Origin of the sequence: Variovorax sp. dw_308, assembly GCF_019207085.1 — a bacterium.
Classification (GTDB): domain Bacteria; phylum Pseudomonadota; class Gammaproteobacteria; order Burkholderiales; family Burkholderiaceae_C; genus Variovorax.
Window position 1 is genome coordinate 1 of the sequence record NZ_JAATOM010000012.1, and the last position, 13583, is coordinate 13583.

At 61.3% G+C, this 13583-nt stretch carries 20 protein-coding genes; 2 read left to right on the forward strand and 18 right to left on the reverse strand.

Going from position 1 to position 13583, the window contains the following annotated elements:
• Positions 1-300, forward strand: a 300-nt coding sequence (locus HCU76_RS21675) for a hypothetical protein (RefSeq protein ID WP_218510606.1), incomplete at its 5' end; no start/stop codon positions are given.
• A gap of 162 nt (positions 301-462) precedes the next feature.
• Positions 463-654 (forward strand): hypothetical protein, encoded by a 192-nt coding sequence (locus HCU76_RS21680; RefSeq protein ID WP_256354336.1) that lies wholly within the window; start codon positions 463-465, stop codon positions 652-654.
• A gap of 196 nt (positions 655-850) precedes the next feature.
• Here the strand turns inward: HCU76_RS21680 and HCU76_RS21685 are convergent, their stop codons facing one another.
• The 18 genes from HCU76_RS21685 to HCU76_RS21770 form a co-directional block, all read right to left on the reverse strand.
• Entirely contained in the window at positions 851-1456 is a 606-nt protein-coding gene (locus HCU76_RS21685) for a hypothetical protein (protein WP_218510608.1), read from the reverse strand.
• A gap of 103 nt (positions 1457-1559) precedes the next feature.
• Positions 1560-2525, reverse strand: a complete 966-nt coding sequence (locus HCU76_RS21690) for a hypothetical protein (RefSeq protein ID WP_218510609.1) — start codon at positions 2523-2525, stop codon at positions 1560-1562.
• 639 nt (positions 2526-3164) lie between these two features.
• Complete coding sequence (locus tag HCU76_RS21695; RefSeq protein WP_218510610.1) at positions 3165-3557, reverse strand: hypothetical protein; 393 nt, start codon at positions 3555-3557, stop codon at positions 3165-3167.
• Positions 3551-3802, reverse strand: a complete 252-nt coding sequence (locus tag HCU76_RS21700; RefSeq protein WP_218510611.1) for a hypothetical protein — start codon at positions 3800-3802, stop codon at positions 3551-3553. Before HCU76_RS21700 ends, HCU76_RS21695 begins: the two co-directional genes overlap by 7 nt.
• A complete protein-coding gene (locus HCU76_RS21705) occupies positions 3784-4080 on the reverse strand; it encodes a hypothetical protein (protein ID WP_218510612.1) in 297 nt (98 codons plus the stop codon). The genes HCU76_RS21700 and HCU76_RS21705 overlap by 19 nt, the downstream gene beginning before the upstream one ends.
• A gap of 128 nt (positions 4081-4208) precedes the next feature.
• The gene (locus tag HCU76_RS21710) at positions 4209-6692 is read right to left on the reverse strand and encodes a phage tail tape measure C-terminal domain-containing protein (protein WP_218510613.1); all 2484 of its coding nucleotides are present in this window, start codon (positions 6690-6692) and stop codon (positions 4209-4211) included.
• A gap of 683 nt (positions 6693-7375) precedes the next feature.
• Positions 7376-8179, reverse strand: coding sequence for a hypothetical protein (locus tag HCU76_RS21715; RefSeq protein WP_218510614.1), 804 nt, complete (start codon positions 8177-8179; stop codon positions 7376-7378).
• A 1-nt stretch (position 8180) separates the two neighbouring features.
• A complete protein-coding gene (locus tag HCU76_RS21720; protein ID WP_218510615.1) occupies positions 8181-8435 on the reverse strand; it encodes a hypothetical protein in 255 nt (84 codons plus the stop codon).
• Positions 8436-8448: 13 nt separating this feature from the next.
• Positions 8449-8769: a hypothetical protein gene (locus tag HCU76_RS21725; protein ID WP_218510616.1), complete on the reverse strand. Its 321-nt coding sequence runs from the start codon at positions 8767-8769 to the stop codon at positions 8449-8451.
• A 131-nt stretch (positions 8770-8900) separates the two neighbouring features.
• Complete coding sequence (locus HCU76_RS21730) at positions 8901-9467, reverse strand: hypothetical protein (RefSeq protein WP_218510617.1); 567 nt, start codon at positions 9465-9467, stop codon at positions 8901-8903.
• Positions 9461-10084: a DUF3102 domain-containing protein gene (locus HCU76_RS21735; RefSeq protein WP_218510618.1), complete on the reverse strand. Its 624-nt coding sequence runs from the start codon at positions 10082-10084 to the stop codon at positions 9461-9463. Before HCU76_RS21735 ends, HCU76_RS21730 begins: the two co-directional genes overlap by 7 nt.
• A gap of 583 nt (positions 10085-10667) precedes the next feature.
• Complete coding sequence (locus tag HCU76_RS21740; RefSeq protein ID WP_218510619.1) at positions 10668-10991, reverse strand: helix-turn-helix domain-containing protein; 324 nt, start codon at positions 10989-10991, stop codon at positions 10668-10670.
• Positions 10988-11248, reverse strand: a complete 261-nt coding sequence (locus HCU76_RS21745) for a hypothetical protein (RefSeq protein WP_218510620.1) — start codon at positions 11246-11248, stop codon at positions 10988-10990. The genes HCU76_RS21740 and HCU76_RS21745 overlap by 4 nt, the downstream gene beginning before the upstream one ends.
• Positions 11245-11448: a hypothetical protein gene (locus tag HCU76_RS21750; protein WP_218510621.1), complete on the reverse strand. Its 204-nt coding sequence runs from the start codon at positions 11446-11448 to the stop codon at positions 11245-11247. Before HCU76_RS21750 ends, HCU76_RS21745 begins: the two co-directional genes overlap by 4 nt.
• Positions 11445-11651, reverse strand: a complete 207-nt coding sequence (locus HCU76_RS21755) for an AlpA family transcriptional regulator (RefSeq protein ID WP_218510622.1) — start codon at positions 11649-11651, stop codon at positions 11445-11447. Before HCU76_RS21755 ends, HCU76_RS21750 begins: the two co-directional genes overlap by 4 nt.
• Before the next feature lie 92 nt (positions 11652-11743).
• Positions 11744-12436 (reverse strand): hypothetical protein, encoded by a 693-nt coding sequence (locus HCU76_RS21760; protein WP_218510623.1) that lies wholly within the window; start codon positions 12434-12436, stop codon positions 11744-11746.
• Positions 12437-12539: 103 nt separating this feature from the next.
• Positions 12540-12830 (reverse strand): hypothetical protein, encoded by a 291-nt coding sequence (locus HCU76_RS21765; protein WP_218510624.1) that lies wholly within the window; start codon positions 12828-12830, stop codon positions 12540-12542.
• 65 nt (positions 12831-12895) lie between these two features.
• Positions 12896-13573: a hypothetical protein gene (locus tag HCU76_RS21770; RefSeq protein ID WP_218510625.1), complete on the reverse strand. Its 678-nt coding sequence runs from the start codon at positions 13571-13573 to the stop codon at positions 12896-12898.
• Between the last annotated feature and the right edge of the window lie 10 nt (positions 13574-13583).

Below are 13583 nucleotides of genomic sequence, written 5' to 3' on the forward strand. Positions count from 1 at the left end.
GCGGTGGACGAATTGCTTTCCATCTACTATCCGTCGCTGAAGTTGAGCGAAGGTCATGCTTTATGGTTGACTCAAACGCTATCTACGAATAAAAGAGTGATCTTACATTTTATGAATTTCAAGACCAAAGACGGTCACGGCGACTATCAACCGATCAAAGCGCAAATAATGAATGAAATTACTGAATTGCTAGCAAAAATCCGCTTCCAGTTGAATGGAAACCCATCAGATAAAGAACTTCGTCATCTGCGCCAAGAACTATTCATTTGCCAGGAATTTATGAAAGCTATCGAGGATTAACAATGACTGCATGTCGTCTTAGCCTATCTAACAGCGGCGCGTTTCGCGTCGAGAATCGCCGCGTTCTGAGCCTCTGAGGGGGGTGTAATGGCAGAAATTGGCACCCTCAACGGCCTTGGAAGCCCCGTGGAAGCATCGAAACGGGCTTCACCCCCCCGCCGTATGCGCCTGCACCTGAAAACGGCTGAGGACGTGCGTGCCGAGCTTGCGCGGCTCTACCGTGAGGGCAAGTCAGGAACGCGTGATGTTTCCGATGTTAGCCGCCTCGCAAACGTGTTGGGTTTGCTAGGTAGGCTTATTGAAACCGGCGATCTTGAAGCCAGACTGCAAAAGCTTGAAAAATCTGATGAATGAGTAACTTAGCGCAACGACTGACTAAGCTTGAGGCAGGCCGCATTAAAAAGAATGCGCGCCTGCCTTCACTCGTTTATTCCATAACAGACCGAAATGGTTTGTCATGTGGGCAATATTACATCGCTATCGGCAAAAAATTTGGTCATTACAGGCAACCAACGCCCGAAGAACTTAGGGCGCTGGCTCACCGAACGTGCTAAGCGCCCTTTTTAGATCTCACCGAATCGACCGATTCTGTAAATTCTTTCATTGAAAGAATTGCCGTACCCTGTCCTCCGGGAATGCGTTCTATTGAAAACTGCGAGTCCTCATAGCCTTTGCTAGTGTGGATTCGCAAGCGGGTATCCTTTGCAGCCACCATTCGTTTAAGCAATGGATATGGAATTACAACTGCGTTTTTTGACGAGGTATATATCGTTTTCGATACAGTGTTATAACTACTACTGCTCAAATCAGTTGGCGCCCCAACTGCAAATGATGATATTTCTCCATCAATGTTTATCTGAAGAGATTTCAAGCCAATGTAGGCAGTGCCAGATGCCACATTTGACTCATAGGCAAGTATCAATGCAACACTATCAGGCGATGCGCTTGACCAACGCGCACCAAGCCTGACCGCGTTACCCCATGAGCCCTCCGCGTAGAGATGGGCCGGCGACATTGCGATAACTGTCGCGTTATCAAAGGTCGATCGCTCGCGAGTGACTACACCTAGTCCCGCAACCTTCGACACTGAGTCTGCCATGTCGGCACATCCGCCCAAAAATGCCAACGCAGCAATAGCAAGCGCTAATCGTTTCATCCTCGCTCCTTGATCAGTGGGTGAAAATTATTGACTGTATCGGGATGCTTCGACAACTGTTGTGATAATGCTGATGTGAAGTAGGCCGCCCAGCCTCTCTTCTTCAAAGGTTTCGATCGCTGTTCTGAGTCCAATCGCCTACCTGCTTCGTACGTTTCCGTACCGCCTCAGCGAGATCAGCGGCCTTAATCGGCGGCCACATGGTCCCCTGGAGAGTGGCATAGGTGTTGTCGGACCATTCGCTTACGACAGCCTTCCATTTGCGATGATTTCGCCTTAGCCAGTCCGCGCTTCCTGCCTGTCGCGCGTCCTTAAGTGCGACCCGCATCGCGTCGGCTAGCCCCTTCCTCGCAGACATTACTTCTGCCCTCCCGTGGTCGTTCATCTCACGCGTTGTCAGCGGGAGACTTGTGTAGACCGTAGTCCAAAGCACGCCATCAACAGCTCGTATCCAAGTTGTCACCGCTTCAAACAACAGTCGGCAATAGTCGGCGTCTATTTCAACATTCGGAGCCGCTTCATGCGCAAATATGTGCCGAAGCCTGAATGCGTCCGCTAATCGGCTGAGCATTTCGTCAGTATTGGCGACGAGTTTGACAGGATTCGCGATTCGATTTCGTCGGTCATGTGGGTTGATGGCTTCGGCAACAGCTACCCGCATGTCACAAGCCAGCAGTTTGCCCAGCCACGACAGGAGGTCGCTTACCGAGTTGCAAGGCGCCGTATGGGCAACTAGTTCTCCGAACGTAGCTGACTGGCCGCGAAGCCACCCGAGAGCGTCCTTCATCAAAAATTTCTCAGATATAGCTTCGGCGGCGCGCTCCCTGTACTCGTCGCCAGAGTCAATGATCGACACAAGCGTTCCCCGATGAAACGTTTGCAGGGCGGCGATGGAGGCAACGACGACGTGGCGATGGAATTCGTTATCAACGGGTCTTTCCAAGACTAGTTCCCGCAGCTTCATCATTCGCTGCTCCACGTCGAGCCACATCGTGTCCCATTGCTTCAACACCAAGCGCGACCGAACATCTTCGATTTCTTGAATGTTTCCGATCCGTCGCGTCGCCATATCTTCGCCTTTGATGGACAGCCTACTGCGTGTAGTTTGTGGGTACAAACATGGGTAGCACGCATTCGGACGAAAAAAAACCTAAGTAAATCAATTACTTAGGTCTTCAATCTGGCGGACCGGAGACGTTCGCATATCGGGCTGCAGGGCGTATGGATGCTAAGTTTGGCTAAGGTTCTATCGAGTGCGTTCCCCCTCTGCTTCCCCCGCTTTGAAAAGTCACTCGCCCTGCTGGTCTGCAGCGTCAAGCAGCCCAGAAAAACAAGCTCAAGAGAGTTGATCCTTCCGTTGCTTTCTCACGAATGCGGGGCGCCGGCAGCATCAGGGCATTGGGTGCCTTGATTACTTCTTCAGGGACCGCCGCCAGTTTCTGCGCCCGGCTGGACAGGGTCTTTGCTGACTCCAACATCGGACAGTTTGGGACGCAAAAGTGCGGTCGTCAGTAACGACCGCACTTTTCCCGTGGTCGTTGGTGACGACCACGGAGCCTTGCTTCAGCGCGCCAGCGTTTCTTTGACCGCCGGCTACAGCGCGCGTACCGGCGCGGTCGGTCGGAAACGAGAACCTGACAAAACCTGACATAGCCCAGGCCGTCCAATCGGCCTTGAAGTTCGCCTTGTCGCTGATCTCTCTCTCGCACTAAGGGTTTGAGAGGGGGTGCGACGAGGAGTCGCGGAGATCTTCGTTCCACTCGACATCGGTCGACCGCAGCTCGCCTGCGTACACGGGCATGAAGACGCGGCAGCCTGGGTGCGTCTCCATGGCCCGAGCCTTGAGGTCGTCGAGGCGCTCGGCATGTCGGCGGCGGATGCCACGCAACGGAGCGCCCGACATCCCCAATGTGTAGCCGATCGTCGTCTCGTCGCTGTACTCGACCTGGCCAGAGATCACAGGCCCGGCGTCCTCCAAGGTCGCACCGTCCGGCAGGCTGGCGTCAACGACCACCAGGAACAACGTGGGCAACGGATCGTCATGCATGCCGAGCCACTTCTCGAGCTCGGCGGCGCGTGCGAGCAATGCCTTGTTCACCATAGCGCCACCTCCCGGCCTTCGTGCCCGAAGACGGTTGCACGCCCCTTTGCGTTGATCTCGCAGAGGTAGCCCACGTCGAGGCTGTCAGGCGCGAGGAAGTAGAGCCCTGGCCCGCTGGCGCGCTCGACAGCGATCAGAGGGGTTTCGGTGCAGTCGTTGTACGTCAGCATGCCATCGAGGCCTCCAGCGCCGCGCTCGGCCCTTTCCAGCGCCACGAGGCGGCTCATCAGTGTCTTGTTGACCATCGTCCTTGTCCTTCCTGCTTTGCAGATTCGAGTTGTTCGATTCGCTTCTCCAGATCGCTGCCTTCGATCAGCCGACCGAGGATCGCGAGCATGTTCGCCATGCGCGACGCGTCCTGCGTGTCGACCTTCTTGGAGCGCGCCTCGCGGTACAGCCTGGCCATCTCGCGCTTGACGTCGTCGATGGTGATCAGGCGCACGCGGACCCGGGAGGGGGGCTTGGGCCGATCTCCAGCACTGGCGCGGGTTGCAGCCGGTTTCTTGGTGCGTTTTTCCGCCACCTATCCTCCGCTTCGAAGCCACAGCAGCGCGCGCGCCGCGGGGAAGGGTTGGGGGAACGATGGCAGCACAACGGCCAGCAAAGGCCCGCTGCGCGCGCCCTGGCGCCGATGTTGAGAAGGCACAGACATCAGCCGAGCCTCGCCGTGGCGCGCCGAGTCTGCACGCCAAGTTTGTGGAGCATCTGGTCGGCCGTGCGCCTGTCCACGCTGCCGTTGACGGTGACGTGGTTGACCTGATTGAACCCGGCACCCGCACCACGCGCGACAGCAGCAGGATTGCCGCCACCGCCGCCGAGAGCGGCCACAAGCCCGCCTTCTGCATACCCGCGCTTGTTCAGGCGTTCGAGGAAGGACAGGCCGAGACGCTTGGTGTTCTCAGCATTCACCACGTACTCTCCCGCGTGGACGATGCCCGCCGGCTGGTACTTGGTGCCCGGACCGGTGAAGCCGCCATCGGAGAACCCGAGGCCGGCAATCAGGTCATCGAGTCCGGCCTGGTCGGATGCGCTGTAGCCACCGCCGCCGCCGAGTTTGCTGATGAAGTCGCCGAGGACATCGCCGCCGCCACCGCCGGATTGACCAGTCAAACTATCCAGTCCCACCGATTGCACGTACAGCGGGTTTGCTGGTGTAGCGCCGCGCGCAAGAGCGCCGCCGAGCGCACTCGTCGCGCTGCCGCTCTTCTTGCCGCCAATAAGGCCGGCAATCGTGTCCAGAAAACCGCCGCCGCCAGCTTCCCCAGCGTTCGCGCCCGCCACAGTGCCACCCAGTCCCGCCGTCCCAAGGAACGAGCTGGCAGCCTTCGCCAAGGGGCCTGTAATGCTCTCTTTCACCGCATTGCGCGTCAGATCGTTGGCGATCGAATTGAGCAGCGCCTTGCCGTCGAACTTCTTGCCGGTGAACAGGTTCGTCAGTTGGTCTTCCAGGCCCTTGAATGCGTTGCCGAATGCCTCCTCGGTGTGCTTCGCGGTGTTGTCCGCCTCGTCGGCGTAGTTGTGCAGCGCGTCCTGCGCACCGGCGAGCCAGCTGGCCTGCAGCTCGTCCATGCGTTTGGTGCGGGCTTCGTAAAGCGCAACCTCCTTGCTGTAGGTTTCATCGGCGACGGAGATGTACTGTTTGTACGCGTCCTCCGTGATCTCCTTCCGCCGCAGCTCACCGTCATACAGCATCTTTTGCTGCTGCAGGCGGTCGTCGATCTGGCCACGTGCCGTCAGGTCAGCGCGGTTCTTGTCGCCGGTGCCGACACCCTGGATCTCGCGGTTATAGCTGCGTGCGATCGTGTCCAGGTAGCTGGCGGCCGACTCCTTCGCGCGGTCGTACGCATCGGTGATGCGCTTGATGCTGGCCTCTTGCTGGAGGCTCAGCACCTGCAGGTTGGTCGCGCCGTCCTGCCGGGTCTTGGCCAGCTTGGCTTCGACATCCAGGATCTTGCGGGCATTGTCGATCTGGTCCTTGCCCGAAAGTTTCTCCTGCTGGAGGCGATCCAATTCCTTCTCGAGCCCCTCCTGCTGAGCCTGGTTGTTCTCGATGAGAAATTGCTTCTTCTGGTCCCAGTACTGCTGCTCGGTGACCAGGCTGGCGGCGCGCTTCGCTTCGAGGACCTTCTCCCCATTCGCGATGGTGTTCGTAATGGCATCCTGAGCTTTCCTGATGTCTTCCAGGTCGAATGCCAGCTGCGCCTTCGCCTCCTGCCTCGAGGTGTCGCGCCCGGGGCTGCCCGCCTTCTCCGGCACCTTGAGCGTCGGCTTGTTGGTCACAGCATCGGGGGCCGGCGCAGTGAACTTCTCGCCGAAGCCCTTGTCGCTGCGCAGGAACGACTTCGAGAGCGACTGCAGCTCGCTGGTCTTGTCCGCGATCTCCTTGTCGATGCGGCCCTTCTGCCCGAACACGTCGAACGAAATGTTCGAAGACGCATCCTTCAGCTCGTTGATGTCGGCCGTGAGGCTCTTGATGCGCTTGGCGTTCGCGTTGCTGGTCCAGCTGAAGGCGCGCTCTCCGAAGTCATCGATCGCAGCCTTGAGACCACCGTTGTTGAACGTGGTGATGATCGCGTTGAGCGCCGGCAGGAAGTCGCTGACGATGTTGCGCGCAGCATCCTGCGAGTTCGCGCTGAGCCGCGCGATGGACTTGCCGAACTTGTCGGCCTCTTCGGTCGCCGCGGCCGACTTCGTCGCGGTGAGCCCGGTCTGCTCGGCCAGGTCGTGCAGGAAGGGTCCGACCTCCTTGACCGACTTGCCGAACAGCTCCTGGATAGCGCGCGCCTTGTCGCCGTTGTCCGCGAAGCCGTCGAACGCCACCGCGACCCGGCGCAGCGCTTCGGCAGGATCGAGCGCCTTGAGTTCTTTCAAGTCCAGATTCAGTGCCTTGATCACGCGCGACGCATCGTCCTTGCCATTGGCCTTGGCCAGCTCCGCGTTGAACTTGATCAGGCTCGTCGAGACTGTGTCGAAGCTGCCGCCGGTCTCGCGTGCGATGCGGTCGAGCGCGCTGATGTTGTCGACGCTCGCGCCAGTGGCGTCGGACAGGTCCTTGAAGTCGGCGATGCTCCCGGCGATCTTCGACACGTACGCGACGGCAGCCCCGGACGCGGCGATCAGCGAGGCGCCGAGCACCGTCGCCGCAGACGCTGTCGAGATCATGTCGGTCCTGAAGCGCTGGCCCATGGCCAGGCCCTTCTTGTAGCCTTCATCCAGTCGGATAGCCGCATCGGCGGCCTGCAGCTGCGACTTGGTCGCACCCTGCAGTGCGAGGTCGTACAGCTTGGCTTCTCGCGTGCCGAGCCCATTGGTTGCGGCAACCTTCTGGAGGTTCTGCACATACCTGTCGATGCTGTCGCTGTTGGCCTTCGCGGCCTTGGCGCCAGCATCCATCGACTGCTGCAGCTTCTTGCTTGCGTTCGCGGTGTCCGCGATCGATTTCGAGACCTTCTCGCCGGTGGCGGCAAGCTTGTCGAGGTCCTTCGTTGCTTGGACAGCTTCGCTGCTATCGATCCTGATGCCCAGGGCGGCAAAGTCCATTTTTGGCCTTTCAGCGCATCAAGCGCGGGGGTTGAGTTGGGGGCAAGTCGCCTGGCCGGCCGGCGCAGCGTGAGCACCGGCGCGGCCTGGCGCGCATGGTTGGGTTGCCGGTATGGCAGCGAGACAAGCGATGCTGGCTTCGTTGGCAGCGCGCCGGGCCGCAATGGCCAGGGCGCTGCGTTGGTGGCCCAGCACCACGGGCGGCTGGTGGGGCAACGATGCCCACCGCAGCGCCGCGGAGGCGCCACGCCTGCTCGAACGTCAACGTCCCGGCCACGTCAGGAGACCCGTTGCCGCTTTTCACCGGCGATGCGCTGGCGCATGCGCACCACCGTTGCCTGCCCGTAACCGAAGACACCGAAGCCCTTCTGCACGCGCTCTTCTTCCGAGGAGATCAAGGTGTGCAACGTGCGATCGTCATTCCACCCGATGACCTGCCTCGCGAGTGCTGCCACCGTCGTCACGCCTCTGCGCGCCCATTCGACGGCGGCGCGGCCCGAAGAGATTGACTCGGCCTCTGGGAGGTTCTCGAGGCGCTTGCTGCGGTTCCAAACATCGCGCACGAACTTCACCTCGTGGTCGAGTTGCGGCACAGGGCTGCGCAGGAGCGCGATCATCATTCGATCGTGGCCAGGCTCGTCGCCGATCTGGTTGAGCAGCTTCGTCCGGGTATCGCTGTCCTGCCTGGCCCACCAGTCGCGCATTTCGCGATCCTCGATCGCCATCGCGGTGTGGGTGGGATCAAGGTTGGGCACTCGCAGCATCTCCGCTTCGCGCCTGTCCAGACTCTGCTCGTAGTTTTCGATAGACGCCCACGCGCGGGAGACGCCCTCGATTCGCTCCTTCTGCTTGGGAAGGAGCTTCTGCTCTTTGCCCAAGGGACTGAGCATCGCGTCACCGTGAATGAGCGCGGACTCCTCAACGAAGGTGTCGAGAAGACTGAGCTGGCCTTCGAAATACATCAGCGGCTCGCTGGCCACTGCCACGGTTGCCGAGTCGAGAGTGGGCATGACAAAGGTCTTCCCGCCCGCCAGGTTGATCTGCGTCTGGCCGCCGTTGAGGATCGTTTTTTCAACAGCCATTTCAGACCCCCGTGACCTTCTTGATCTGCTCCGCGCGCGCCTGCACGCGCTCGACGTGCGTGCCGTGGATAGGGTCGGCAAGGAAGTCGCCGTGCGGCGTGGGCGGGCGGAACTCGGGGAAGCCGGGCCCGGCGCCGCCGTGGTACGCGAGATCGTGCGCGTGCAACTCGACATAGGCGTCGAGATAGGCTTGAGCAGCGGCCGCGTATGCGGCGCCGGCGGCTTGCCGCTGTTGTTGGAGTTGGTTCGTTGCCATTTGATGTGCCCTTTCAAGAATTGGTCGGTTGGCCGGCTGCGATCGCGAGGGCCTTTTCATCGTCGGGAAAGAACTTGCTGCGCGCGGAGCCGGGGAGGCCGTAGGTGGCGTCGTGGCTGGCGAGTCCGTTCGTATCGCCGACCTCCTGCAGCATCGCGCGCACGTTCGCGCACAGCCTCATCCGGTCGGCATCGTCGAGCACAAGGTGACCGTCGTTGTATCTGGTCCCGTTCGCTCGAGGCGGGTTGTAGGTAATGCTTCCGCTTCCGTCGGTGTTGGTCGTGACGACGACTACGGTGCGATCGAACTGGAACGTCTTTGTGGAAGTTGCCATGGTGGTTTGCCTTTCTTGGGCTGTTGGGAAAGAGGAAAGGGGGCAATGCCGGGGGACTGGCGCCGCGGTGTGAGCGCCGAGAGGCGCGCCGGGGCAGGCCTGCCGCGGATGATGGGAAAGCTGGTGGAGCATCACGACACGGCCTCCAGCTCCAGCGCTGACTGGTCCGTCACGGCGTCACGTGACGCGTCACGCACTTTCGTGGCGGTGTTCGTGACGCGGCGGCGCGCGCGATAGTCCTTGGCGCGCTCGGCGGCAGACTTCGCCGGAACGGTGGACAGCTGTTGGCCAACGGATGTCACGCGTGCCGCCGGCGCGACAGAGCGTGACTCCGCGTGACATGGCAGGTCGTCGAGGTCCCGGACGAACTCCTGGGCAATGTCGCAAGTCGCACGGCTGTAGCTGACCTCCCAATCGAGATCCGCGTGCTCGTGATCGCTGCAGTTCAGCAGGTAGTCGTCAAAGCGGTCGATGCGTTCGTAGAGCGTCCTGATGCGGCGCGCGAGCTTGTCAATGGTCCGACCTTCGCCCGCTTCCGGGCCCAGCAGGCCCAGCCGCTCGGCCAACGCCCGGATGTGCAGCCGATGAATGACCACGCACGCGGTCTCGTTGCCGCCGAAGCCGTCCTGGCTCAGTTCGAATAGGCCGCTCGGCAGCTCCTCGACCGAAAGGTCCGGAAAGTCGAGCCCGGTCAGCATGCTGCGCACCCCGGAAAGGTGTCCAGAGCCTCCAGCACGCCGGCAGAGGGCTTCATCCGCCAATCGGCCGCGGCGGGGTTCTCCAGCCCGTAGTACTGCAGGTTCGCCTCCACCCACGGAGCGCTGACTGGTCGGCGTGTGTAGTCCACCATGTCGGTCGCCGCATCCATCTTCGACACGAAGAAGTAGCCCGGGTGCTTCAGCGATGGCTCGATCGCATAGACGGTCGTGTCGGGCAGGACAACCGCATAACAGTGCCCAGCCTCGGGCACGAACTCGGCCGCGGGCGGGCCGCCAGGGAACAGGCGCGGTGCGTCCACTTCCAAATGCGACACGGTGTCGTTTTTGGGCAGCGCGGGTGTAGTCGGACTACACGGCGCTTTAATCGGCAGCGGCCGCCCCTGGGCAACTTGCATATAGCGCTGCACTTGGCGGGCGCTCACGAAGATGTTCTGTTCGAGCCAGGGCAACCACTCGCCATGCTTCAGGGCCGCCTTCGCCTCCAGCAACAAGAGGCCCGCTTGCTTCGCGTGGTCGACCGCCTCCTCCGCCCGCTTGCATGCCAGTTCGTGGAATCGGTTGATGTCGGCCGCGATGTTGAGTCGTAGTTCGGTCATGCCTGCACCCCCTTCAATGCGACACCACAGATGGCATCTCTAGAGGGTGTCCGGGAGACGGAACAGAGGAAGGGGCTGAAATGGCCCGCATAGCTCCGGGAGACGGAACAGCAGGGAGTCGCTCTGTTCCGGGAGACGGAGCTATAGAAGCCCTCCCTGTTCCGGGAGACGGGATAAGCACATCGTTTTTGCGATAGGCCCCTTGCCTGAAGGCTCGCTCGATTCCCGGGTCGAACCCCTGCAGCTTTCCGAGCTTGTGCCAGGTCACCGCGTACCAACTCGCCTTGTTCGGCCTGCAGCCCTGCACGGTCTGAAAGATGAACTCCGCTTCGAGCAACTCGGTCTTGGCGCGCTGGATCACATCGGCCGACTTCCAGCCGCGGGCAGCAAGGTACACGCGGGACAGCAGGAGCCGTCCGTTGTCGTCCCCGTGGCATTGCCTCGCCAACTCCAGCAGAAGCGCCTTGGCGGGGTGCGAGAGCTTCAGGAAGGCCTGGGAGTCCAGTACTGCCCATGGCAGCGCCACGAAGCCCCCTGCGTCCCGTCCTGCGCCTCGCGCTGATCGTTCCTTGCGGGCCATGCATCACACCGCCCCTTTCGGCTCGTGCAGCACATAGAGGGCTGCGCGCGGGTGTGAGTAGCTTTCCCGATCGACGACGGTGACGCGCACCGTCTCGATGTCGTATCCGAAGCGGTCGCGCAACTCCTTCACTCGAGCGGGCACCTGAAAGATGCCGATCGTGCGTAGGTCTTCGGTGGTCTGGCCACGGCGGCGGAGCGCTTCGATGATGCGCTGGCGCTGGGCTTGACCGCTTGAAGCGGGGGCGTGAAACTCGGTGCGCATTCTGATTTCGTTTGTGACCCCAGTGCCGTTCCCGCGGTGCTGGGGTTTCTTTTTGGCCGTCATGGGGTGCGTCCTTTCGCCTTGCCGGTGAGCTGTTCCATCAGGCCGGCCGTGAGCGCGTCAGCGGTGGTCATCGCAGCAGCGCGGATGCCCGGGCCCTTGTCGTTGAGCACGTCGCGCAGCATCTCGAAGCTGACGAAAGAGAGCCGCTCGCCGATCTCGGGATGACCCAGCAGCGCGCGGGCGAGGCCGTCGGCGCCCTTGCCATCGGAGTTGTCCACGAACGCGACCAGGCCGCGCAGGATCGCGAAGTTGCTCATGGCAGCACCTCGCACGCCAGCTGCTGCGGCAGGCGGTCGAGCCAGGCGTGTGCCTTCTCAACCGTCCCGAAGATCCACGCACCACCAGAACGGCCCAGGACGATGTTTCCGGCCTCGGTGAGGGTGCAGGTGTAGCCAAGCAACGCCGAGCGCGCCTGGAGCGTGGTGAAGGCCTTGCCGGCCTCGATCGCGGAGCTCATTGCGGCGCGACCTCGCCCTGCGCGTCGAGGAACGCGATCAGCTTGTCGCGGTCGTAGAGCGTGACCCGCGGGGTCGGACGGCTGGGCTTCGGAAAGTCGGCCCGCTCCTTCTCCCAGCGGAGCAGCGTCGCCTTGCTGACGCCGCAGAGATGGCTGGCGACGGTGGGTCGCAGCTTTTGATGGGTTGCCTGAGATTGATGCATCTATTCGCTCCGTGTCGCTGCGGGGTGCAGCACGGAGCGAATGGTGTCTGGGGACGCTTACCGGATGTGGAACCGAAAACGCCGCTTGAGTTCTAGCCTCGGTCCGGCCACAACTCCTGAACTATCTTCTGCGGAAGCTCAGACTTGTAGAACACGCTGAGTTGGTCCCGCCGCTCTTCCTGTGTCCATCCCAGATTCCTGAACATGATGGGGAGGTGCTTCAATTCGTCCGCCACACGAGCGACCGCCTTTTCAATGGCCTTTCCGGTCATGCTCATTCGACCGAGCGACTCAGAATGGCGCCCGATTTTGATGACCTGACCATCGGGGATCCGGTCCAGCAGACTTGCAAGAGCTCGAGCCGCCTGCGGCCGCGAAAGCCCCAAGCTCTGCATCTTGAGCACCAATCTAGCCATCTTGAAATCGCGCACGCGAAGGTCGTTCTCCCTCCATGACGTTGCCTCGCCTCGCCCTCGGACCAAGCCAAGCGCTCCATCGAGATTCCCCATGCCCTCCGCCGCCGCGGTGACGTATCTGGTGAAGCCATTCTGTAGGCTGTCAAGGACCCAGAGCGGCGGATACAGACGCTTCGCAGTTGCGATCCTGAAGGCCTCGATCACGTATAGAAAATTGCCCGTCTGCTCGAACTCGACGCGCAGCATGCGGAGACTGCGCTCCACGCCCGCGTACTCTTTGTCGATCCCATAATTTGCTGGCTTCCATTCGTTTCCAGGGAGCCGATGGCCATCATCGCCTTCTGGCGGATATGTGACGAAGATGGCCATGCGCGGATCAGAAGTCAGCAAGCCCGGCTGGGGGCAAGAAATGGGGGCGCCCGCAGTGCGCACGATGGCGCATTGCAGGCGTGGTGCGGCTTGCGGCCGAAGATCATGACGAGTGGGCCTCGGTCACAGGCTTTCGCACCTTCGTCGACTTCGGCTTTGCAATGGGCTTGTCCTTCTCCGTCGTCCGGGCCAGGCCGTCATCGTCGTCGCCCAAGGGCTCGAGGTCGGCATCCTCGCAGACACAAGCGATCGAGTCGCCGAGGTACTTCCCTGTGTTCGAGCAGACGATTGTTATGGGACCGCTGAGGGAGATGACCTTCCAAGGGAAGACGCATGCCGCCCAATTGCTGGACCCAGCGTATTCGGTTCCATGGAACCATGGACCGACGACCATGACGATGGTTCCTTGGCTCCGCCCTGTGACGAAGCGGGCGCGTTGCCCAGGCTTGCAGCGGCGGCTCACGACGCTTCTCCTTCGAGGATGGAAGGGTTCGGTGCGACGAGCTTGTCGAGGTGCGCGTAGAACGACGGGTCGGCCGCCTTGATGGTGGCTTGGTAGCCCTCGACGATCCTCGCGTGAAGCGCCACGTCGAAATGCACAGTGGACTGCATGATCGCCTCGACCACCGCGTCGCCGGCGAGCAGGACGGCCTCCTTGGACTCTTGGTCCAACCTGTAGGCGTGCCAGTCCTTCGGCTTGTCGCTTTCGCCGTACATGATGCCGAGCATCTCCGTGATCTTTTCGACCAGGCTGCGACGATATTCGTCCTCGGATCGAAAAACCGACTTCAGATTACGCTTCGCGCGCTCCGCCGCTTTGGCGCGCTCCTGCTGGGCCTCCGCTTCATACCTTCGCCGGCGCTGGCCCTCCGCCGCTGCCTTTCTTGCCCGCGCGGCCTCCTGCGAGATGCCAACGTACACGCGCATCAATTCACCACGGAAGCGCTCAACACGGAGATAGGTCTGGTCCTTGCGGACGTTGCCATGCACCTGCTTGCCCTGCAAGTACGAGATGCCGTAGCGTCCATCGGGCGGGAACTGGTCGGCGCGCGCCAGGCCGGCGGCAATCAGGTCGGCGGCGGTGCCGCGGTACTGATCGCAGGTGGCTTCTTCGATCTTCTCGATAGCGGTGCTCATGATTCGTGTC